Origin of the sequence: Pseudomonas gorinensis (assembly GCF_042015035.1) — a bacterium.
Classification (GTDB): Bacteria; Pseudomonadota; Gammaproteobacteria; order Pseudomonadales; family Pseudomonadaceae; genus Aquipseudomonas; species Aquipseudomonas gorinensis.
Window position 1 is genome coordinate 6,878,327 of the sequence record NZ_CP167125.1, and the last position, 20,210, is coordinate 6,898,536.

Consider the following 20,210-nt stretch of genomic DNA (forward strand, 5'->3'; position numbering starts at 1 on the left):
GGGCGCATCTTGAATGTCGACGATAGCAGACAACATCGGCCTGGTTAGCGAGCGGATCCGCGCCGCAGCCAACGCCGTGCAACGTGACGCAAACAGCATCCACCTGCTGGCCGTGAGCAAGACCAAACCCGCGCAAGCCGTGCGCGAAGCCTATGCCGCCGGCATGCGCGACTTCGGTGAGAACTACCTGCAGGAAGCATTGGGCAAACAGGCCGAATTAACCGACCTGCCCTTGAGTTGGCACTTCATCGGCCCCATTCAATCGAACAAGACTCGTGCGATCGCCGAGAATTTCGCTTGGGTGCATTCCGTGGACCGCCTGAAAATCGCACAACGCCTCTCCGAACAACGCCCGGCTGACCTGCCGCCACTGAATATCTGCATCCAGGTCAACGTCAGTGGCGAGGCCAGCAAATCCGGCTGTACTCCCGCCGACCTGCCGGCCCTGGCCAACGCCATCAGCGCCCTGCCGCGCTTGAAGCTGCGCGGCCTGATGGCGATCCCCGAGCCAACGGAAGATCGAACCGCTCAAGATGCAGCGTTCGCCACCGTGCGTGACCTGCAAGCCAGCCTGAACCTGCCGCTGGACACACTTTCCATGGGCATGAGCCATGACCTTGAGTCGGCCATCGCCCAAGGTGCCACCTGGGTGCGGATCGGCACCGCCCTGTTTGGCGCCCGCGATTATGGCCAGCCGTGAAATGGCTGATCTCCCACTGAATAAGGACCTGTCATGAGCAACACGCGTATTGCCTTTATCGGCGCCGGTAACATGGCGGCCAGCCTGATTGGCGGCCTGCGGGCCAAGGGCCTGCAAGCCCAACAGATTCGCGCCAGCGACCCGGGCGCCGAGACCCGCGCCCGCGTCAGCGCCGAGCACGGTATCGACACGTTCGCCGACAACGCCGAGGCCATCCAGGGCGTCGACGTGGTCGTGCTGGCGGTCAAGCCGCAGGCCATGAAGGCCGTGTGCGAAAGCCTGCGCCCAAGCCTGCAACCCCATCAACTGGTGGTGTCCATCGCCGCCGGCATCACTTGCGCCAGCATGAACAACTGGCTCGGCGCCCAGCCGATCGTACGCTGCATGCCCAACACCCCGGCGCTGCTGCGCAAGGGTGTGAGCGGTTTGTACGCCACGTCCGAAGTGACCGCCCAACAGCGCGACCAGGCCCAGGAACTGCTGTCCGCCGTGGGCATCGCCTTGTGGCTGGAACAGGAACAGCAACTGGATGCGGTCACCGCCGTGTCCGGCAGCGGTCCGGCGTACTTTTTCCTGCTGATCGAAGCCATGACCGCCGCCGGCGTGAAATTGGGCCTGCCCCAGGAAGTCGCCGAGCAACTGGCCGAGCAAACCGCCCTGGGCGCCGCGCAGATGGCCGTGACCAGCGAAGTGGATGCCGCCGAGCTACGCCGTCGCGTGACCTCCCCAGGCGGCACCACGCAAGCCGCTATCGAATCGTTCCAGGCCGGGGGGTTTGAAGCCCTGGTGGAAAAAGCTCTCGGCGCCGCTGCGCACCGTTCGGCTGAAATGGCCGAACAACTGGGCCAATAGTCGTCCCTTACAAAGGAATAAATGATGCTTGGACTCAATGACGCTGTGATCTTCATCATCCAGACCCTGGGCAGCCTGTACCTGCTGGTCGTGCTGATGCGTTTTATCCTGCAACTGGTGCGGGCGAACTTCTACAACCCGCTGTGCCAATTCGTGGTGAAGGCCACGCAACCACTGCTCAAGCCCCTGCGCCGGGTGGTCCCGAGCATGTTCGGCCTGGACATGTCCTCGTTGGTGCTGGCGCTGCTGCTGCAGATCCTGCTGTTTGCGGTCATCCTGATGCTCAAGGGCTACTTGCCCAAAACCTTGCTGTTGCTGCCGTGGGCACTGATTGGCGTGTTCTCGCTGTTCTTGAAGATCCTGTTCTGGTCGATGATCATCAGCGTGATTCTGTCGTGGGTGGCACCGGGCAGCCGCAGCCCGGGGGCTGAGCTGGTGGCGCAGATCACTGAGCCGGTGCTGGCGCCGTTCCGTCGTTTGATTCCCAACCTGGGTGGCCTGGATATCTCGCCGATTTTCGCGTTCATTGCGATCCAGCTCCTGCAAAGCTGGGCGATTCCATACTTGGCGGACTTCGTCGCCATGCCGCCGCTGTTGTTTGGCCTGATCTGATCCTCCCTCGGATGATCGTTCTCACGCCCTGCGCGAGAACGATCTCCCACTCCCCTCCGGCCTTTGCTTGCCGCTGGGTGCAGCGGTCTTTAGACTTACGCCTCATTTAAACGAGAGCAGGGTCGATGCCAACTGCCTTCCCCCCCGATTCTGTTGGACTGGTCGTGCCCCAAGTGGCGCACTTCAGCGAACCGCTGGCCCTGGCCTGCGGCCGTTCGCTGCCTGCCTATGACCTGATCTATGAAACCTACGGCCAACTGAACGCCACGGCGAGCAACGCCGTGCTGATTTGTCACGCCTTGTCCGGCCATCATCACGCCGCCGGTTTCCACAGTGCCGACGAGCGCAAGCCGGGCTGGTGGGACAGCTGCATCGGCCCCGGCAAGCCCATCGATACCAACAAGTTCTTCGTGGTCAGCCTGAATAACCTCGGCGGTTGCAACGGCTCCACCGGCCCCAGCAGCCTCAACCCGGAAACCGGCAAGCCGTTCGGCGCGGACTTCCCGGTGCTGACCGTGGAAGACTGGGTCCACAGCCAGGCCCGCCTGGCCGACCTGCTGGGCATCCAGCAATGGGCCGCCGTGATCGGCGGCAGCCTGGGCGGCATGCAGGCGCTGCAATGGACCATCACCTACCCGGATCGCGTGCGCCATTGCCTGGCGATCGCCTCGGCGCCCAAGTTGTCGGCGCAGAACATCGCCTTCAACGAAGTGGCCCGCCAGGCGATCCTGACCGACCCCGATTTTCACGGCGGTTCGTTCCAGGAAGCGGGCGTGATCCCCAAGCGTGGGCTGATGCTGGCGCGGATGGTCGGGCATATCACTTACCTGTCCGATGATTCCATGGGCGAAAAATTCGGCCGTGGCCTCAAGAGCGAGAAGCTCAACTACGACTTCCACAGCGTCGAATTCCAGGTGGAGAGCTACCTGCGTTATCAGGGCGAGGAGTTCTCCGGGCGTTTCGATGCCAACACCTACCTGCTGATGACCAAGGCCCTGGACTATTTCGACCCGGCGGCGAACTTCAACGATGACCTGGCGAAAACCTTCGAAGGTGCCAAGGCCAAATTCTGCGTGATGTCGTTCACCACCGACTGGCGCTTCTCGCCTGCCCGCTCGCGGGAACTGGTGGATGCCTTGATGGCAGCGAAGAAAGACGTCTGCTACCTGGAAATCGATGCTCCGCAAGGCCACGACGCCTTCCTGATCCCGATCCCTCGTTATCTGCAGGCGTTCAGGAACTACATGAACCGCATTACTCTGTGAGAACGCCATGAGAGCCGACCTGGAAATCATCCAAGACTGGATACCCGCCGGCAGCCGTGTGCTCGACCTTGGCTGCGGCGATGGCGAACTGCTGAGCTGGCTGCGCGACAACAAGCAGGTCACCGGCTACGGCCTGGAAAACGACCCGGACAACATCGCCCAGTGCGTGGCCAAGGGCATCAACGTGATCGAGCAGGACCTGGACAAGGGCCTGGGCAACTTTGCCAGCAACAGCTTCGACGTCGTCGTGATGACACAGGCCCTGCAAGCGGTGCATTACCCGGACCGCATCCTCGACGAGATGCTACGCGTCGGCCGCCAGTGCATCATCACCTTCCCCAACTTCGGGCACTGGCGCTGCCGCTGGTACCTGGCCACCAAGGGCCGCATGCCGGTATCGGATTTCCTGCCTTACACTTGGTACAACACGCCGAACATCCACTTCTGCACGTTCGAAGACTTCGAAGCGCTGTGCGGCGAACGCAAAGCCAAGGTGATCAACCGCCTTGCCGTCGATCAACAGCATCGCCACGGCTGGGCGAGTAAGCTATGGCCTAATTTGTTGGGTGAGATTGGGATTTACCGGGTCAGCAGTCCTGGTCTGACGGACCATAAGATTGCCGTCTAACTATTTTTAAGGAGGACGATCATGAGTCGCCTGGCTGTTTTTCTACTCACCGCGTGCCTGGGCGTCAGCGCCATGGCCGCCGACCCTATCGACAGTAAACGCCAGAAAGAATTTGGCGATATCACCGTACACTACAACACCTTCACCTCCAGCTTCCTGCAGCCCGACACGGCCCAGGCGGTTGGCGTGGTACGCAGCAAAAACAAGGGGCTGATCAACGTGACCGTGATCAAGGGCGTGACGCCCGTGGCCGCGCAAGTCACCGGCACGGTCAAAGACCTGAGCGGCAGGAGCGAAATCCTGACGTTCAAGCAGATTACCGAGAAAGGTGCGATCTATTACCTCGCGCCCTACAACGTGCCGCAACAAGAAATGCGGGTTTTCACCATCAATGTTGAAACCGGCGGCAAGGCCCATGGTTTCCAATTCAACCAGGAACTGTTTCCGGCGGACTGATGAACCTGACTCAACTCGTGCTGGCCAGCCATAACGCCGGCAAACTCAAAGAACTCCAGGCCATGCTCGGCGAATCCGTGCAACTGCGCTCGATCGGTGAGTTCAGCCAGGTGGAACCGGAAGAAACTGGCCTGTCGTTCGTCGAGAACGCCATCCTCAAGGCGCGCAATGCTGCACGCATCTCGGGCCTGCCGGCGTTGGCCGATGATTCGGGCCTGGCGGTGGACTTCCTCGGCGGCGCTCCGGGTATCTATTCCGCGCGCTATGCCGACGGCAAGGGTGACGCGGCCAACAACGCCAAGCTGCTGGACGCCCTCAAGGAAGTACCGGACGCCGAGCGCGGTGCGCAGTTCGTCTGCGTGCTGGCTCTGGTGCGACATGCCGACGACCCGCTGCCGATCCTTTGCGAAGGCCTGTGGCACGGGCGCATCCTGCATGCGGCCAGCGGCGAGCATGGGTTTGGTTACGACCCGCTGTTCTGGGTGCCGGAGCGCAATGTCTCCAGCGCCGAACTGAGCCCGGCCGACAAAAACCAGATCAGCCACCGCGCCCGCGCCATGGCTTTGCTGCGCCAGCGCCTGGGCTTGAAATGACCCAGAACACCTCCGCGCAGCCGCTGATCCACGGCGGCGCGCAAACACCAAGGGCGGCGTTGCCGGTGCTGCCGCCCCTGGCGCTGTATATCCACATCCCGTGGTGCGTGCGCAAATGCCCTTATTGCGACTTCAACTCCCACACCGCCAGCCCCGTGTTGCCGGAAGAAGAGTACGTCGACGCGCTGCTGGCCGACCTCGATCAGGACCTGCACGCGGTGTACGGCCGTGAACTGAGTTCGATCTTCTTCGGCGGTGGCACCCCGAGCCTGTTCAGCGCCGCCGCGCTGGGTCGCCTGCTCAAGGGGGTTGAAGCACGCATCCCGTTTGCCGACGACATCGAGATCACCCTGGAAGCCAACCCCGGAACGTTCGAGCAAGAGAAGTTCGTGGCTTACCGCAAGCTGGGGATCAATCGCCTGTCCATCGGCATCCAGAGCTTCCAGCAGGAAAAACTCGCAGCCCTGGGCCGCATCCACAACGGCGATGAAGCCATGCGCGCCGCCGGCATGGCGCGCCAGGCCGGGTTCGACAACTTCAACCTGGACCTGATGCACGGTTTGCCCGATCAGTCCCTGGATGACGCCTTGGGCGACCTGCGCCAGGCCATCGCGCTCAAGCCGACCCATTTGTCGTGGTACCAGCTGACCCTGGAGCCCAACACCGTCTTCTGGAACCAGCCGCCGACGCTACCGGAAGACGATACCTTGTGGGATATCCAGGAAGCCGGCCAGGCGCTGCTGGCCGAACACGGTTACGCGCAATATGAAGTCTCAGCCTATGCGCAACCGGGGCGTGCGGCGCGACATAACCTCAACTACTGGAGCTTTGGTGACTTTATCGGCATCGGTGCCGGCGCCCACGGCAAGCTCAGCCTCCCGAATGGACGCATCGTGCGTACCTGGAAGACCCGCGCGCCGAAGGACTACCTCAACCCGGCCAAAAGCTTTCAGGCTGGCGCGAAGGAACTGACCAACGAAGAATTGCCGTTCGAGTTCCTGATGAACGCCCTGCGCCTCACCGAAGGCGTCGAGGCCAAGCTCTATGCCGAGCGCACCGGCCTCGACCTGGCCAGCCTCGATGAGGCCCGGCGCGAGGCAGAACAAAGTGGCTTAATGCAGGTCGAACCGTCACGCCTGGTGGCCACCGACCGCGGGCAACTCTTTCTCAATGACCTGTTGCAGAAGTTTTTGAGCTGATCGCTCTTAAGGAAATCGAATGGATTTGGTACTCGACCTGCTCGCCACCGTATCCCGCTGGAGCCGCAGCAACCTGTCGGAAATATCCCTGGCCCTCGTCGGCTGCCTGTTGGTGCTGTTCGGCGCGGACATCAAGGGCTGGGTTGAAGCCCGCCTGGGCAGCATCGCCGGCGCGTTGCGCGTACCGTTGATGGCCCTGCTGTGCATGATCGGCAGCGGCGCGGCGCTGATCTACGCCACGCCGTGGATTGTGCGAGGGTTGAGCCAGTTCAATAACTACAGCCTGGCGCCGGTGCTGGTGGTGGTGCTGGTGTTGATTGGCGTCGTCGCTGATCGCCGCTGATTCCATACCCAACACAGATACAAATGTGGGAGGGGGCTTGCCCCCGATAGCAGAATATCAGTCAACCACTCTATGACTGACCCACCGCTATCGGGGGCAAGCCCCCTCCCACATTTTGACCGCATTCCAAGTGACCGGCTGATCAGTCCACTTTCTCGAACTTCAAATCCCAAACCCCATGCCCCAGCCGCTCGCCGCGGCGTTCGAACTTGGTGATCGGGCGTTCGGCCGGGCGCGGTACGCATTTGCCGTCTTCGGCCAGGTTGCGGTAGCCGGGGGCGACGTTCATCACTTCCAGCATGTATTCCGCGTAGGGTTCCCAGTCGGTGGCCATGTGCAGGATGCCGCCGACTTTCAACTTGCTACGCACCAACTCGGCGAAGGAGGCCTGGACGATACGGCGCTTGTGGTGACGGCTTTTGTGCCACGGATCAGGGAAAAACAGCATCAGGCGGTCAAGGCTGTTGTCGGCGATGCAGCGGTTGAGCACCTCGATCGCGTCGCAGTCATACACCCGCAGGTTGGTCAGGCCCTGGGTGAGCACGCCGTTGAGCAGCGCGCCGACACCGGGCCGGTGCACTTCCACACCAATGAAATCCTGTTCGGGCGAGGCCGCGGCCATTTCCAACAGGGAGTGGCCCATGCCGAAACCGATTTCCAGGGAACGTGGGGCCGAGCGACCGAACACCTGGTCGTAATCCACCGGCGCGTCGGCCAGGGGCAGGACGAACAGCGGCGTGCCCTGTTCCAGCCCCTTTTGCTGGCCTTCGGTCATGCGACCGGCGCGCATCACAAAACTCTTGATACGGCGGTGCTTGGACTCGTCGCCTGCGTCCACGGTGTTCGGCGTTTCGTTTGATTCAGTCATCAATGGCTCTTACTTGATCAGACCATCCAGCGGCGAGGAGGCGCTGGCGTAGAGTTTTTTCGGCATGCGCCCGGCAAGGTAGGCCAGGCGGCCCGCGACGATCGCGTGTTTCATGGCTTCTGCCATCATGATCGGTTGCTGGGCATTGGCGATGGCAGAGTTCATCAGCACCGCTTCGCAGCCCAGTTCCATGGCGATGGTGGCGTCGGAGGCAGTGCCTACACCCGCGTCCACCAGCACCGGAATCTTGGCTTCTTCGAGGATGATCTGCAGGTTATACGGGTTGCAGATCCCCAGGCCCGTGCCTATCAGGCCAGCCAGTGGCATCACGGCGATGCAGCCGATTTCGGCCAGTTGGCGGGCGATGATCGGGTCGTCGCTGGTGTAGACCATCACGTCGAAACCTTCCTTGACCAGGGTTTCGGCGGCCTTGAGGGTTTCGATCACGTTGGGGAACAGGGTTTTCTGGTCGGCAAGTACTTCCAGCTTCACCAGATTGTGACCGTCGAGCAGCTCACGAGCCAGGCGGCAGGTGCGCACGGCTTCGATGGCGTCGTAGCAACCGGCGGTATTCGGCAGGATGGTGTAGCGGTCTGGCGGCAGGATATCCAGCAGGTTCGGTTCGCCCGGGTTCTGGCCGATGTTGGTGCGTCGCACGGCCACGGTCACGATCTCGGCGCCCGAGGCTTCGATGGCCAGGCGGGTTTCTTCCATGTCGCGGTACTTGCCGGTGCCGACCAGCAGACGGGACTGGTAGGTGCGGCCGGCCAGGACGAAGGGCTTGTCGCTACGAACGATGCTCATGGGAAATCCTCGAAATGGGGTGAGGTTCTGCAGAATCCGGGGTGGCGCGCCTGGACGCCGGACGACTAGCCGCCGCCGATGGCGTGCACCACTTCGACCTGGTCACCTTCGGTGAGCGCGGTCTCGGCGTGCTGGCTACGCGGGACGATATCCTGGTTGAGCTCCACTGCGACGCGACGCCCGGTCAGGTCCAGGCGGGTCAGCAGGGCCGCAACGGATTCCCCGTCGGGCAGTTCAAAAGATTCGCCGTTCAACTGAATGCGCATGCCACGGGCCGCCATCGTTTTTAGGGGCCAGCATTCTAGCCCGATTGAGGTTGCTGGCCCAAGTCCTCCGGTCAGCGAAAGCTTTAATCAGCCTGCAGGCGCCATGCCGCCAGGCCGAGGAAGAACCAGCCCAGCAGGAACGCGAGCCCGCCAAATGGCGTGATGATGCCCAGCTTGCTGATGCCAGTCAGGGTCAGCACATACAGGCTGCCGGAGAACAGCAGAATACCGACGGTAAACGAGAGACCCGCCCAGTTGACCAGCCGGCCAGGCATGTGCGCGGCCAGCAGCGCGACGCCGAACAGCGCCAGGGCGTGCACCAACTGGTAGGTGACGCCGGTGTGGAAGATTGCCAGGTACTCGGCGCTCAGGCGGTTTTTCAGGCCATGGGCGGCGAATGCACCGAGGGCGACGCCGGTGAAGCCGAAAAAGGCAGCCAACATCAGAAAGCCACGCAGCATGAGGAACTCCAGTCAGACTCATTGGGCAGGGTCTGTATAATGGCCCGCTCAACGGGTTCGGCCAAGCCATCTCTATGCTGCGTGTCCTCTTCAATCGTTTTCTCAAAGTCGTGAAATGGTTTGCCATCGGCAGCGTTTTGCTGGTGCTGCTATTCCGTTTCGTGCCGCCACCGTTCACGGCGTTGATGGTGGAACGCAAGGTTGAATCCTGGTTCGACGGCGAACCCATTGACCTGCAGCGCACCTGGGTGCCCTGGGACCAGATCTCCGATGACCTCAAGGTCGCGGTGATGGCCGGTGAAGACCAGCGCTTCCCGCAGCATTGGGGCTTTGATTTCGGCGCGATCCAGGCGGCGCTCCTGCACAACGAGCGCGGCGGTTCGATTCGCGGCGCCAGTACGCTGAGCCAGCAGGTGTCGAAAAACCTGTTCCTGTGGGCAGGCCGCAGTTATTTGCGCAAGGGCCTGGAGGCCTGGTTTACCGGGCTGATCGAGGTGCTGTGGCCCAAGGAGCGGATTCTTGAGGTGTACCTCAACAGCGTGGAGTGGGATGAGGGCGTGTTTGGCGCGGAAGCGGCGGCGCAGCATCACTTCGGCGTAAGTGCCAAGGGGCTGTCCCGGCAACAAGCCAGCTATCTGGCGGCGGTACTGCCTAACCCACGGGTGTGGAGCGCAAGCCATCCGACCGCCTATGTGGCGCGACGGGCCGCATGGATTCGCCAGCAGATGAGCCAGTTGGGTGGGGATGGTTATCTGGTGGAGTTGAACAATTCGCGCAAGGCGCCTTGGTCCGACTGAGACAACACAAAACAAATGTGGGAGGGGGCAAGCCCCCTCCCACATTTTTAAGCCGCGATCGACAGCTTCAGCTTATTCATCGCGCTTTTCTCAAGCTGACGAATCCGCTCGGCCGACACGTTGTACTTCTGCGCCAGGTCGTGCAGCGTGGCTTTTTCTTCCGCCAGCCAGCGCTGGTAGAGGATGTCACGGCTGCGGTCGTCCAGCACTTCCAGCGCTTCGTGCAGGTTGTGGTTGGAATTGTCGCTCCAATCAGCGTCTTCCAGTTGACGCGCCGGGTCGTACCGGTGGTCTTCCAGGTAGTTGGCTGGCGATTGGAACGCGCTGTCGTCGTCCGCTTCGGCGGCCGGGTCGAAGGCCATGTCATGGCCGGTCAGGCGGCTTTCCATCTCACGTACTTCACGGGGCTCCACGCCAAGGCTTTCGGCCACGCGGTGGACTTCCTCGTTGTTCAGCCACGCCAGGCGTTTCTTCTGGCTGCGCAGGTTGAAGAACAGCTTGCGCTGGGCCTTGGTGGTCGCGACTTTCACGATGCGCCAGTTGCGCAGGATGAATTCGTGGATTTCCGCCTTGATCCAGTGCACGGCAAACGACACCAGGCGCACACCCATCTCCGGGTTGAAGCGCTTTACAGCCTTCATCAAGCCGACGTTGCCTTCCTGGATCAGGTCAGCCTGGGCCAGGCCGTAGCCACTGTAGCTACGGGCGATATGTACGACAAAACGCAGGTGGGCGAGCACCATCTGCCGAGCCGCCCCCAAATCCTGCTCATAGTAGAGACTCTCGGCCAGTTCACGCTCCTGCTCCGGTGTCAGCAATGGAATGCTGTTCACCGTGTGCACATAAGCCTCCAGGTTCGCACCTGGGACCAAAGCATAAGCAGGTTGCAAAGAAGTGGTCATACGAAAAAACCTCCGACTCACATAACTCGTGCAGTTCAGCACTGCGAAAATTGACCGGGAACCGTAGGACAAGTTCCCTAAACTACTGATACGGCCAATACAAACGAAACCACATTACCCTGACATTAACTACTTCGGTGCCAGCTCACGTAAATGCCGTGCGACCGCAATCCACGCACCGATATACCCCAACAATACCGCGCCAAGCAAGAGCGACAGACCGTCGGCAACCGGCACGCCCGCCAGGGCGAAATCACTGCCGTACAAGCCGGCAAGCCCGACCACCGCGTCATTCAGCCAGTCAAGGCCAAACGCCAGGACGCCCCAGGACAAGATCCCCGCACCAAAGCCATAAAGCGCGCCCATGTACAGAAAGGGACGACGCACATAGCTGTCCGTGCCGCCGACCAGTTTAATCACTTCTATCTCGGTGCGACGGTTTTCAATATGAAGACGAATGGTATTACCTATCACCAAAAGTAATGCAGACACCAACAGCACCGTCAGGCCGAACACAAAGCGGTCGCCCAGCTTGAGAATCGCGGCCAGGCGCTCTACCCAGACTAGATCAAGTTGCGCCTGTTGCACCTTGGGCATCTCTGCGAGTTTTTGTCGCAGCGCTTCAAGGGCAGGCTTGTCGACTTCATTCGGCGTCACCAGCACCACGCCCGGCAGCGGGTTCTGCGGCAGCTCTTTGAGCGCCTCACCTAATCCGGACTGCTGCTGGAACTCTTCAAGGGCCTGATCGCGACTGATGTACTCGGCATCCGCCACGCCCGGCAGGTTCTTGATGTCATCACGCAGAGCCTCGCCCTCCTTGGCGCTGGCATCCAGGTTCAGGTACAGCGAAATCTGCGCCGCACGCTGCCAGGAACCGCCCAGGCGCTCCACATTATTGAGCAACAGCGACAAGCCCATCGGCAGGCTCAAGGCCACGGCCATCACCAAACAGGTGAAAAAGCTGCCGATGGGCTGCTTGCCCAGACGACGCAGGCTGTCCAGCAGGCTGGCGCGATGGCTTTCGATCCAGGCGCGCAACAGGGTGCTGAAGTCCGGGCCGTCGTCTTCGTCGTGTTTTTTCTTTTTCGGCTGCGGGTCGGCTGCCTTTGGCGCCACACGCTCGGAAACCTTGGGGCTGCGGGTCGCACTCATACGCCAGCCTCCCCGTCGCCGATCAGGCGCCCGCGTTGCAGCGTGAGCATGCGATGGCGCATGCGCGCGATCAACGCCAGGTCGTGACTGGCGATCAATACGCTGGTGCCCAGGCGATTAATGTCTTCAAACACCCCCATGATCTCGGCGGCCAGGCGCGGGTCGAGGTTACCGGTGGGTTCGTCCGCCAACAGCAGGGCCGGGCGATGGACGATAGCGCGGGCGATGCCGACGCGCTGTTGCTGGCCTGTGGACAGGTCACCCGGGTAGAGGTCGGTCTTGTCGGACAGCGCCACGCGCTCCAGGGCCGAATCCACGCGCTTGACGATCTCGGCCTTGGACAACCCGAGTATCTGCAATGGCAAGGCAATGTTATTGAACACCGTGCGATCGAACAGTAACTGGTGGTTCTGGAATACCACGCCGATCTGGCGGCGCAGGAACGGAATCTGCGCATTGCTGATGGTGGCCAGGTCCTGCCCGGCCAGCAGCAGCTTGCCGGTAGTCGGGCGCTCCATGGCCAGCAGCAGGCGCAACAATGTACTTTTACCGGCGCCCGAATGGCCGGTCACAAACAAGAATTCGCCGCGACGCACTCGAAAGCTCAGCTCATGCAAGCCGACATGCCCGTTGGCATAGCGTTTACCGACCTGTTCGAATCGAATCATGAACGCTCCCGCTCGGCAAACAGTGCCTGGACAAAGGGTTCGGCTTCAAAGGTGCGTAGGTCGTCGATGCCTTCACCAACGCCGATGTAACGAATCGGTAACCCGAACTGCTTGGCCAGGGCGAAGATCACCCCCCCCTTGGCCGTGCCGTCGAGCTTAGTCAATGCCAGGCCGGTCAGTTGTACCGTCTGGTTGAATTGTTTGGCCTGACTGATGGCGTTCTGCCCAGTGCCGGCGTCCAACACCAGCAACACCTCATGCGGCGCGTCGGCATCGAGCTTGCCGATCACACGGCGGACTTTCTTCAGCTCTTCCATCAAATTGTCTTTGGTGTGCAAGCGACCGGCGGTGTCGGCGATCAGCACGTCAATATTGCGCGCCTTGGCGGCTTGCACGGCATCGAAGATCACCGAGGCCGAATCGGCACCGGTGTGCTGGGCGATCACCGGGATCTTGTTGCGCTCACCCCAGACCTGCAATTGCTCCACAGCAGCGGCGCGGAAGGTGTCGCCAGCGGCGAGCATGACTTTCTTGCCTTCCAGTTGCAGCTTCTTGGCCAGCTTACCGATGGTAGTGGTCTTGCCGGCGCCGTTGACGCCCACGACCAGGATCACGAAAGGTTTCTTCGGGGTAATCACCAGCGGCGCTTCCACCGGCTTGAGCATCGCGGCCAGCTCGGCTTGCAGGGACTTGTACAGTGCGTCCGCGTCGGTCAACTGCTTGCGCGCGACCTTCTGGGTCAGGCTCTGGATGATCACGGCGGTGGCTTCAACGCCCACGTCCGCCGTCAGCAGGCGAGTCTCGATATCTTCGAGCAGTTCGTCATCGATGGTCTTCCTGCCCAGGAACAGGCTGGCCATGCCTTCGCCGATGCTGGCGCTGGTCTTGCTCAGGCCTTGCTTGAGGCGGGCGAAGAAACCGGTCTTGCTGGTTTCGACGGCAGCGGCGGGCTCGGGCTCGACGGGACCCGGCTCAACCACGGGCGCGACAACCGCAACGGGCGTCGGCTCGCTCACAGCCACAGGCGCAGGGGCTTCGAACACAACAGGAGCCGGCTCGATAACCACCGGAATCGGCGGCGTCACATGCTCGGCCTGCACATCGTCAACCAACGCCACGGGCTCCTCGGCCACCGGCAGCTCCGGCCACGGCTTATGCTCGGGCTCAGGTTCCGGCACCACTTCGGCCACTGGCTGCAACACCGGTTCAGCCATCGGCAGCACCACCGGCGCCGGCGCTTGGGCAACCGGTTCGGCTTCTACTATAGGAGCGGGGATCGGCTCAGCTTGAACCTGTGGCTGTTCGACGACGGTTTCCTGCGGCTTTTTGCGCAGCCATCCGAACAGGCCTTTTTTCTCGCCAGCCGCAGCTGGGGTCTTCTTGTCGTCGTTGGAACCAAACATGGAGACGGCTATCTCAAGGTAGCGACGCGCCAAGGGGCACATCGGTAAATAAAATTCGATGCGTAACAGACTGTTTTTTAGCCAGCTCGTTCATGCGCAACATTTTGTAAGGCCTAAATAGGGCCTCAACAAGACAGCCATAGTGGCCGTCCCTAGGTCGGATCAGTATCCTAGGGCGTGTCATTCATCATTACCAGTGCCGCGTTGTCGCCTAAAAGCCAGCCAGGCAAGGCGCAGGCCGCAGGGAATGTGCTTTCCTTGCCAAGGCCTGCAACGCAGCCTGGCTGGCTTTTAGGCACAACCCGGAGGGCCGGGCCTGCTAGTGTGCAGGGCTGCGTTACTCGGAGCTTATTTGAAACGACCAAACTGCGCTCCTCGCGCCTTGCCCTGCACACTAGCAGGCTCCGGCGCGGCACTGGTAATGATGAATGACACGCCCTAACCTCCTCGCCCGCCGACGCTAAGACCAAGCGGGCAGCCCAACAGGTTTAAAAACGAATGAATGCTCTAGCCCGCCGCGCTGCAGGCCTGCTGCTCAGCACAGTTTGTCTGCCCCTCTCAGCCTTGGCTGCCGACCCACAACCCACCCATGAATTCACCTTGGATAACGGCCTCAAGGTCGTGGTGCGCGAAGACCATCGCGCGCCGGTGGTGGTTTCGCAGGTCTGGTACAAGGTCGGTTCGAGCTACGAAACCCCAGGCCAGACCGGTTTGTCCCACGCTCTGGAACACATGATGTTCAAAGGCAGCGCCAAGGTCGGCCCCGGCGAAGCCTCGCTGATCCTGCGCGACCTGGGCGCCGAAGAAAATGCCTTCACCAGCGATGACTACACCGCTTATTACCAGGTACTGGCCCGCGACCGCCTGGGCGTCGCTTTCGAGCTGGAAGCCGACCGCATGGCCAGCCTGCGCCTGCCGGCCGACGAGTTCAGCCGCGAAATCGAGGTCATCAAGGAAGAGCGCCGCCTGCGCACTGACGATAACCCGATGTCCAAGGCCTTCGAGCGCTTCAAGGCCATGGCCTACCCCGCCAGTGGCTACCACACGCCGACCATCGGCTGGATGGCCGACCTCGACCGCATGAAGGTCGAGGAACTGCGCCACTGGTACCAGTCCTGGTATGTGCCGAACAACGCCACGCTGGTAGTGGTGGGCGATGTAACCCCGGATGAGGTAAAAAACCTGGCCCAGCGCTACTTCGGCCCTATCCCCAAGCGTGACGTACCGCCCGCCAAGATCCCGATGGAACTGGCCGAGCCCGGCGAGCGCCTGTTGACGATGCACGTGCAGACCCAATTGCCGAGTGTGATCCTGGGCTTCAACGTACCCGGCCTGGCCACCGCCGAAGACAAGCGCTCGGTCCAAGCCCTGCGCCTGATCTCGGCCCTGCTGGACGGTGGCTACAGTGCACGGATCTCCGAGCAACTGGAGCGTGGTGAAGAGCTGGTATCCGCCGCATCCACCAACTACGACGCCTACACCCGGGGTGACAGCCTGTTCACCCTCTCGGCCACCCCGAACCAGCAAAAGAAAAAGACCGTTGCCCAAGCCGAAGCCGGCCTGTGGCGCCTGCTGGAAGAGTTGAAGGCCAAGCCACCGACCGCCGAAGAACTGGAGCGCATCCGTGCCCAGGTCATCGCCGGCCTGGTATACCAACGTGATTCCATCACCAGCCAGGCAACGGCCATCGGCTCCCTGGAAACCGTCGGCCTGTCCTGGAAACTCATGGACACCGAGCTGGCCGACCTGCAAAGCGTGACCCCGGAAGACATCCAGAAGGCCGCACACACCTATTTCACCCGCGAACGTCTCAGCGTCGCCCATGTTCTGCCTCAGGAGACCGCTCATGAGTGATCGCAAAAGCAGCCGCCTGATCCTGCCCGGCCTGATCGCCGTCACCTTGATCGCAGCAAGCGCCGTGTATTTCCTGCGCCCCAGCGAGTCCGTCGCCAGCCAGGCCCTGGACAAGGCCCAATCGGCCAACAAGCTGCAATCTCTGGCAGAGCTGAACGGCAAGGCGCCGACCAATCGCAAGCTCGATGTGCAAACCTGGACCACCGCCGAAGGCGCCAAGGTGCTGTTCGTCGAGGCCCATGAACTGCCGATGTTCGACATGCGTATCCTGTTCGCCGCTGGCAGCAGCCAGGACGGCAACGTCCCGGGCCTCGCGCTGATGACCAACGCCATGCTCAACGAAGGCGTGCCGGGCAAGGATGTCAGCCAGATCGCCAGCGGTTTTGAAAGCCTGGGCGCCGACTTTGGCAATGGCGCTTATCGCGACATGGCGCTGGTCTCCCTGCGCAGCCTGAGCGACAGCACCAAGCGCGACGCCGCCCTGACGCTGTTTGACCAGGTGATTGGCAAGCCGACCTTCCCCGCCGACTCCCTGGCACGGATCAAGAACCAGATCCTCGCCGGCTTTGAATACCAGAAGCAGAACCCCGGCAAACTGGCCAGCCTTGAACTGTTCAAGCGCCTGTACGGCGATCACCCTTACGCTCACCCAAGCGAAGGCACGCCAGAAAGCGTTCCGAAGATTACCCTCGCGCAGTTGCAGGCGTTCCATGCCAAGGCTTATGCGGCGGGTAATGCCGTGATTGCCGTGGTCGGTGATTTGACTCGCGCCGAAGCCGAAGCGATGACGGCCAAAGTGTCGGCCTCGCTGCCCAAGGGCCCGGCCCTGGCGAAGATCGCCCAGCCGACCGAGCCCAAGGCTGGCCTGAGCCATATCGAGTTTCCGTCCAAGCAGACCCACCTGTTGTTCGCCCAACTGGGTATCGACCGAGCCGACCCGGACTACGCGGCCCTCTCCCTGGGCAACCAGATCCTCGGCGGCGGTGGTTTCGGCACCCGGTTGATGAGTGAAGTGCGCGAGAAGCGCGGCCTGACCTACGGCGTGTACTCCGGTTTCTCGCCGATGCAGGCACGCGGCCCGTTCATGATCAACCTGCAGACCCGCGCGGAAATGAGCGGTGGCACCCTGCGCCTGGTCGAGGATGTGCTCGCCGACTACCTCAAGACCGGCCCGACGCAAAAGGAGCTGGATGACGCCAAGCGCGAGCTGGCCGGCAGCTTCCCGCTGTCGACCGCGAGCAATGCCGATATCGTCGGGCAACTGGGCGCCATGGGTTTCTACAACCTGCCGCTGAGCTACCTGGAAGATTTCATGAAACAATCCCAGGCCCTGACCGTAGAGCAGGTCAAGGCTGCCTTGAACAAACACTTGAGCGCCGACAAGATGGTCATCGTGACCGCCGGCCCGACCACTGCGCAAAAGCCACTACCGCCCCCCACTGATAAACCTGCCGAGCAGCCGCTCGGGGTTCCGGAGCATTAATGGCCAGTTCATCTCGCCCGAAAAAACCTGTCCACAACGTGCATAACGGTGTGGGCCAACTGCGCATCATTGGCGGCGAATGGGGCAGCCGCAAGCTGAGCTTCCCCGACGTCGTGGGCTTGCGCCCAACGCCGGATCGCGTGCGCGAAACCCTGTTCAACTGGCTGGCCCCGTACATCGCCGGGGCGAAGGTGCTGGACCCGTTTGCCGGCAGCGGCGCCCTGTTCCTGGAGGCGCTGTCCCGTGGCGCGGCCCAGGCACAGGCGCTGGATGCCAGCAATGTGGCGGTGTCCAGCCTCAAGGAGCACCTGGGCACCCTGCGCTGCACCAACGGCCAGGTGCAGACCGCTGACGCGCTGCGCTACCTGGAAACCCAGGCGGCGAGCGAATACGACGTGGTGTTCCTCGACCCGCCATTCAACCAGAACCTGTTGCCGACGGTGTGCGCATTGCTTGAAGAGCGCCAATGGCTGGCACCGGACTCATGGATCTACACTGAAAGCGAGACGGCACCGTCTACCTTGGGTTTGCCGGGCGCCTGGCGCCTGCACCGGGAGCAAAAATCCGGGCGGGTGTATTACGCGCTGTGGCATCGGTTGGTCGAAAGCGCCGTCTGACCTTTCAGACTGGCGTCAATTGTGGCGAGCGGGCTTGCCCCGCGTCGGGCTGCGAAGCAGCCCTAAAACCTGCGACGGCACTCTGACTGAATAAATGCGGTGTTCTTGATGGGGCTGCTTCGAAGCCCAACGCGGGGCAAGCCCTAATGCCGTTCAGTTAAGGCTTTTTTGTAGGAGCGAGCTTGCTCGCGAAAAACTCACAGGCGCCGCGTTGATTCAGGAAACACGCGTTATCGTTGACGTTTTTCGCGAGCAAGCTCGCTCCTACAGAAGGCGATGTACTCTTAACTGAACGGCATTAGGGCAAGCCCGTTCGCCACAGACAGTGAGTTAGCTCAAAACCGAGAGTTTCATGACACCGTCCTCCGACCTGTTCACCCCCGCCTTCGGCCTCGGCAACCCTCACCTGCAAACCCTGTGGGGGCCGCTGTGGCGCCCTACCACCCACCTCGAACGCCAGCGCGAACGGCTATGGCTGGAAGATGGCGACTTTCTCGACCTCGACTGGCACGGCCCGCACGACGCGCAAGCACCGTTGGTACTGGTGCTGCACGGGCTCACCGGCTCATCCAACTCGCCTTACGTGGCCGGCCTGCAAAAAGCCCTCGCCGTACAAGGCTGGGCCAGCGCAGCCCTGAACTGGCGCGGCTGCTCGGGCGAGCCGAACCTGTTGGCGCGCAGCTATCACTCCGGAGCCAGTGAAGACCTGGCAGCCACGATTACCCACCTGCGCACCAAACGACCATTGGCACCGCTGTATGCAGTGGGTTATTCGCTGGGCGGTAATGTGCTGCTCAAGCATTTGGGCGAAACCGGCGACGCTTCGGGGCTGCAAGGCGCAGCAGCGGTGTCGGTGCCGTTTCGCCTGGACCAGTGCGCAGATCGCATCGGGCTGGGCTTTTCGCGGATCTATCAAAAGCACTTCATGCGCGAAATGCTCGCGTATATCCGCGCCAAACAAAGCCGCTTTTTACAGGATGGTCGTGCGGACGGGCTGAAAACCCTGGAAGCCCTCGGTTCACTGGAGAAGATGCGCACGTTCTGGGACTTCGATGGCCGGGTGACCGCGCCGCTGCATGGTTTCTTGAGTGCCGAGGACTATTACCGGCGCGCGTCGAGCCGCTACTACCTGGGCGCTATCCGCACACCGACGTTGATTATCCAAGCTGCCGACGACCCGTTCGTATTCGCCCACAGCTTGCCCGAAGCCAGCGAGCTGTCGGCATGCACCGAGTTTGAGCTGACGACCAAAGGTGGGCACGTGGGCTTCGTCGACGGCTCACTGAAACGCCCCAGCTACTACCTGGAGCGGCGCATCCCCCAATGGCTACTGGCCCAACACGGTTGAAGTAAAACCGTAGACATCGTTTACATCTGAAACCGGGGACATCGTTTACACATTTGAGGCAGGGAACTCAGTCACCCGTAGCGATTGCCCGCGCGGGATCGGTAATCCACTCGCTCCACGACCCCGCATACAACTTGCCCAACGGGTAACCCGCCAGGCTCAGGGCGAACAGGTTGTGGCACGCCGTCACGCCCGAGCCGCAGTAAGCCACCAGATCTTCGGGCGAGCGGCCCTGCAACTGCGCGGCGAAGCGTTGCTTGAGTTGGTCGGCCGGCAGGAAACGCCCATCACTGCCCAGGTTTTCGCTAAACGCTGCACATTGAGCACCGGGGATATGCCCAGCAATCGGGTCAATAGGCTCAACTTCACCGCGAAAACGTGCTTGGGCACGGGCATCGATCAAGGTCAGGCCGGGCTGGCCCAGGCGTTTTTGCAGCTGTTCGGCGTCCAGCAGCAGGTGATTGTCCGGCGCCCCCACAAAGGTGCCAGGCGCAATTACCGGCGCATCCAGGCTCAACGGGAAACCCGCGGAGTGCCAGGCCTTGAGGCCACCGTCCAGGATAAACACGCCGTCACGCTTGCCCAGCCAGGCCAACAGCCACCAGGCGCGAGCGGCATAGGCGCCGGGGCCGTCGTCATAAAGCACCACGTCGGTGTCGGCATTGATGCCCCAGGCCTGGAGCTGTTCGACGAATCTTTTCGCCTCTGGCAAGGGATGACGCCCGGTCACCCCCTTGGTCACCGGCCCGCTCAAATGGCGCTCCAGGTCAGCATATTGCGCGCCTTCGATATGCCCTTCGGCGTAGCTGCAACGCCCGTAATCCGGGTCTTCCAGGGCAAAACGGCAATCCAGGATCACCAGCCCCGCCGACTTTTGGCGCTCGGCTAATTGCTGGGGGCTGATCAATTGGGCAAGTGGCATGACGGACTCCTACAAAT

Annotated in this window: 23 protein-coding genes; 14 read left to right on the forward strand and 9 right to left on the reverse strand. The window is 61.8% G+C overall.

Annotated elements, in window-relative coordinates; all coding sequences use genetic code 11:
- The first annotated feature begins 13 nt into the window (after positions 1–13).
- The 9 genes from AB7933_RS31525 (at position 14) to AB7933_RS31565 (ending at position 6,648) form a co-directional block, all read left to right on the forward strand.
- Complete coding sequence (locus AB7933_RS31525) at positions 14–700, forward strand: YggS family pyridoxal phosphate-dependent enzyme (RefSeq protein WP_024077906.1); 687 nt, start codon at positions 14–16, stop codon at positions 698–700.
- A gap of 33 nt (positions 701–733) precedes the next feature.
- Complete coding sequence (proC, locus tag AB7933_RS31530) at positions 734–1,552, forward strand: pyrroline-5-carboxylate reductase (RefSeq protein ID WP_024077907.1); 819 nt, start codon at positions 734–736, stop codon at positions 1,550–1,552.
- 24 nt (positions 1,553–1,576) lie between these two features.
- Positions 1,577–2,164: a YggT family protein gene (locus AB7933_RS31535; RefSeq protein ID WP_024077908.1), complete on the forward strand. Its 588-nt coding sequence runs from the start codon at positions 1,577–1,579 to the stop codon at positions 2,162–2,164.
- A 125-nt stretch (positions 2,165–2,289) separates the two neighbouring features.
- The gene (gene metX / locus AB7933_RS31540) at positions 2,290–3,429 is read left to right on the forward strand and encodes a homoserine O-succinyltransferase MetX (RefSeq protein ID WP_024077909.1); all 1,140 of its coding nucleotides are present in this window, start codon (positions 2,290–2,292) and stop codon (positions 3,427–3,429) included.
- A 7-nt stretch (positions 3,430–3,436) separates the two neighbouring features.
- On the forward strand, positions 3,437–4,057 hold the full coding sequence (gene metW, locus AB7933_RS31545) for a methionine biosynthesis protein MetW (protein ID WP_024077910.1): 621 nt from the start codon (positions 3,437–3,439) through the stop codon (positions 4,055–4,057).
- A gap of 21 nt (positions 4,058–4,078) precedes the next feature.
- Positions 4,079–4,513 (forward strand): DUF4426 domain-containing protein, encoded by a 435-nt coding sequence (locus tag AB7933_RS31550; RefSeq protein ID WP_024077911.1) that lies wholly within the window; start codon positions 4,079–4,081, stop codon positions 4,511–4,513.
- The gene (rdgB, locus tag AB7933_RS31555; protein ID WP_162163625.1) at positions 4,510–5,106 is read left to right on the forward strand and encodes an RdgB/HAM1 family non-canonical purine NTP pyrophosphatase; all 597 of its coding nucleotides are present in this window, start codon (positions 4,510–4,512) and stop codon (positions 5,104–5,106) included. The genes AB7933_RS31550 and rdgB overlap by 4 nt, the downstream gene beginning before the upstream one ends.
- Complete coding sequence (hemW, locus tag AB7933_RS31560) at positions 5,103–6,305, forward strand: radical SAM family heme chaperone HemW (RefSeq protein WP_024077913.1); 1,203 nt, start codon at positions 5,103–5,105, stop codon at positions 6,303–6,305. Before rdgB ends, hemW begins: the two co-directional genes overlap by 4 nt.
- A 19-nt stretch (positions 6,306–6,324) precedes the next feature.
- On the forward strand, positions 6,325–6,648 hold the full coding sequence (locus AB7933_RS31565) for a DUF3392 domain-containing protein (protein WP_003176691.1): 324 nt from the start codon (positions 6,325–6,327) through the stop codon (positions 6,646–6,648).
- 142 nt (positions 6,649–6,790) lie between these two features.
- Here the strand turns inward: AB7933_RS31565 and trmB are convergent, their stop codons facing one another.
- The 4 genes from trmB to AB7933_RS31585 form a co-directional block, all read right to left on the reverse strand.
- Entirely contained in the window at positions 6,791–7,516 is a 726-nt protein-coding gene (gene trmB / locus AB7933_RS31570) for a tRNA (guanosine(46)-N7)-methyltransferase TrmB (protein WP_024077914.1), read from the reverse strand.
- Positions 7,517–7,525: 9 nt separating this feature from the next.
- Positions 7,526–8,320: a thiazole synthase gene (locus AB7933_RS31575; protein WP_017845016.1), complete on the reverse strand. Its 795-nt coding sequence runs from the start codon at positions 8,318–8,320 to the stop codon at positions 7,526–7,528.
- Positions 8,321–8,385: 65 nt separating this feature from the next.
- Positions 8,386–8,586 (reverse strand): sulfur carrier protein ThiS, encoded by a 201-nt coding sequence (thiS, locus tag AB7933_RS31580; RefSeq protein WP_069077196.1) that lies wholly within the window; start codon positions 8,584–8,586, stop codon positions 8,386–8,388.
- 83 nt (positions 8,587–8,669) lie between these two features.
- Positions 8,670–9,047, reverse strand: coding sequence for a DUF423 domain-containing protein (locus tag AB7933_RS31585; protein WP_024077916.1), 378 nt, complete (start codon positions 9,045–9,047; stop codon positions 8,670–8,672).
- A 74-nt stretch (positions 9,048–9,121) separates the two neighbouring features.
- On the opposite strand from AB7933_RS31585, the gene mtgA reads away from it, so the two are divergent.
- Entirely contained in the window at positions 9,122–9,844 is a 723-nt protein-coding gene (gene mtgA / locus AB7933_RS31590; RefSeq protein WP_024077917.1) for a monofunctional biosynthetic peptidoglycan transglycosylase, read from the forward strand.
- Positions 9,845–9,891: 47 nt separating this feature from the next.
- Here mtgA and rpoH read toward each other — a convergent pair whose 3' ends face one another.
- The 4 genes from rpoH to ftsY all read right to left on the reverse strand — a co-directional run bounded on the left by rpoH (position 9,892) and on the right by ftsY (position 13,969).
- Positions 9,892–10,746 carry an RNA polymerase sigma factor RpoH gene (gene rpoH, locus AB7933_RS31595; protein WP_003176698.1) on the reverse strand — a complete coding sequence of 285 codons (855 nt, stop codon included), beginning with the start codon at positions 10,744–10,746 and terminating at the stop codon, positions 9,892–9,894.
- A gap of 129 nt (positions 10,747–10,875) precedes the next feature.
- Positions 10,876–11,898, reverse strand: a complete 1,023-nt coding sequence (ftsX, locus tag AB7933_RS31600) for a permease-like cell division protein FtsX (protein WP_024077918.1) — start codon at positions 11,896–11,898, stop codon at positions 10,876–10,878.
- Positions 11,895–12,566 carry a cell division ATP-binding protein FtsE gene (gene ftsE / locus AB7933_RS31605; protein ID WP_003213784.1) on the reverse strand — a complete coding sequence of 224 codons (672 nt, stop codon included), beginning with the start codon at positions 12,564–12,566 and terminating at the stop codon, positions 11,895–11,897. Before ftsE ends, ftsX begins: the two co-directional genes overlap by 4 nt.
- Complete coding sequence (gene ftsY / locus AB7933_RS31610; protein WP_024077919.1) at positions 12,563–13,969, reverse strand: signal recognition particle-docking protein FtsY; 1,407 nt, start codon at positions 13,967–13,969, stop codon at positions 12,563–12,565. The genes ftsE and ftsY overlap by 4 nt, the downstream gene beginning before the upstream one ends.
- Positions 13,970–14,467: 498 nt before the next feature.
- On the opposite strand from ftsY, the gene AB7933_RS31615 reads away from it, so the two are divergent.
- From AB7933_RS31615 to AB7933_RS31630, 4 genes are all read left to right on the forward strand, one after another.
- On the forward strand, positions 14,468–15,823 hold the full coding sequence (locus AB7933_RS31615) for a M16 family metallopeptidase (RefSeq protein ID WP_024077920.1): 1,356 nt from the start codon (positions 14,468–14,470) through the stop codon (positions 15,821–15,823).
- The gene (locus AB7933_RS31620) at positions 15,816–17,306 is read left to right on the forward strand and encodes a M16 family metallopeptidase (RefSeq protein WP_024077921.1); all 1,491 of its coding nucleotides are present in this window, start codon (positions 15,816–15,818) and stop codon (positions 17,304–17,306) included. The genes AB7933_RS31615 and AB7933_RS31620 overlap by 8 nt, the downstream gene beginning before the upstream one ends.
- A complete protein-coding gene (gene rsmD, locus AB7933_RS31625) occupies positions 17,306–17,923 on the forward strand; it encodes a 16S rRNA (guanine(966)-N(2))-methyltransferase RsmD (RefSeq protein WP_024077922.1) in 618 nt (205 codons plus the stop codon). The genes AB7933_RS31620 and rsmD overlap by 1 nt, the downstream gene beginning before the upstream one ends.
- A 352-nt stretch (positions 17,924–18,275) precedes the next feature.
- Positions 18,276–19,271, forward strand: coding sequence for a hydrolase (locus tag AB7933_RS31630; RefSeq protein WP_024077923.1), 996 nt, complete (start codon positions 18,276–18,278; stop codon positions 19,269–19,271).
- Positions 19,272–19,338: 67 nt separating this feature from the next.
- Here AB7933_RS31630 and AB7933_RS31635 read toward each other — a convergent pair whose 3' ends face one another.
- On the reverse strand, positions 19,339–20,193 hold the full coding sequence (locus AB7933_RS31635) for a sulfurtransferase (protein ID WP_024077924.1): 855 nt from the start codon (positions 20,191–20,193) through the stop codon (positions 19,339–19,341).
- Between the last annotated feature and the right edge of the window lie 17 nt (positions 20,194–20,210).